This is a genomic window from Azospirillum tabaci (assembly GCF_014596085.1).
Classification (GTDB): domain Bacteria; phylum Pseudomonadota; class Alphaproteobacteria; order Azospirillales; family Azospirillaceae; genus Azospirillum; species Azospirillum tabaci.
This window is the reverse complement of the sequence record NZ_JACCJY010000074.1, coordinates 1-1264: the sequence shown is the minus strand read 5'-3', so window position 1 is coordinate 1264 and position 1264 is coordinate 1. Positions and strand designations below refer to the sequence as shown.

General features: G+C 71.9%; 1 protein-coding gene. It reads left to right on the top strand.

The features are described 5' to 3' along the window. Window positions 1–1264, top strand: a 1264-nt coding sequence (locus tag H0B54_RS29285) for a beta strand repeat-containing protein (RefSeq protein ID WP_246472987.1), incomplete at both ends; no start/stop codon positions are given.

Genomic DNA, 1264 nt, shown 5'->3' with positions numbered 1-1264 from the left:
GGGACCTGGTCCATCGACCTCGCCACGGCGACGCCGGTCACCGGTTCGCTGAGCCTCAACGCCAACGGCACCAATACCGTGTCGGCCACCGCCACCGACGCTTCGGGCAACGTCTCGGCCCCCGGCACGCAGACGCTGACCATCGACACCACACTGCCCAACGCCCCGGTGGTGACCAGCGCCGTGCTGACAAACAGCACGACGCCGACCCTGACCGGCACGGCGGAGGCCGGCAGCACGGTGACGGTAACGGTGGGCGGCGCCACCTACACCATCACGGCGACGGGCGGAAGCTGGTCCGTCGACCTCGCCACCGCGACGCCGATCGCCGGGTCGCTGAGCCTCAACGCCAACGGCGCCAACCCGATCTCGGCCACCGCCACCGACGCCGCCGGCAACGTCTCGGCCGCTGGCACGCAATCGCTGACCATTGACACCACCGCGCCGAACGCGCCGGTGGTGACCAGCGCCGCGCTGAGCAACAGCACGACGCCCACCATCGGCGGCACCGCCGAAGCCGGCAGCACTGTCACCGTCACGGTGGGTGGGGCGACCTACACCACCACCGCCACGGGCGGGAACTGGTCCGTCGACCTCGCCACCGCGACGCCGGTCACCGGAGCGTTGAGCCTCAACGCCAACGGCGCCAACACCGTGTCGGCCACCGCCACCGACGCTTCGGGCAACGTCTCGGCGCCGGGTACGCAGACGCTGACCATCGACACCACCAACCCCAACGCTCCGGTCATTGCGACGACCCTCAGCAACAGCACCACGCCCATCCTCACCGGCACGGCCGAAGCCGGCAGCACCGTCACCGTCACGGTAGGCGGCGCCACCTACTCCACCACCGCCACCGGCGGAAGCTGGTCCGTCAACCTCGCCACCGCCACCCCGGTCACCGGCACGCTCAGCCTCAACGCCAACGGCACCAACCCCGTGTCGGCCACCGCCACCGATGCGGCGGGCAACGTCTCGGCCCCCGGCACGCAAGCCCTGACCATCGACACCACCGCTCCCACCGCGACGGTGCTGTTCGAGGACGACAGCATCGACGCCGTCGAACAGTCCAGCGCCGCCTTCACCATCAGCGGCGGCGAGGCCGGGGCCGCCTACAGCTGGACGATCGTCTCGGCGGGCGGCGGCCAGGTCACCGGCAGCGGCGTGATGAGCGGCCCGACCATGCGGGTGACCGGGCTGGACCTCTCCGGCCTGGGCGACGGCCCCCTCACCCTCACGCTGGGCCTGACCGACCCGGCGGGCA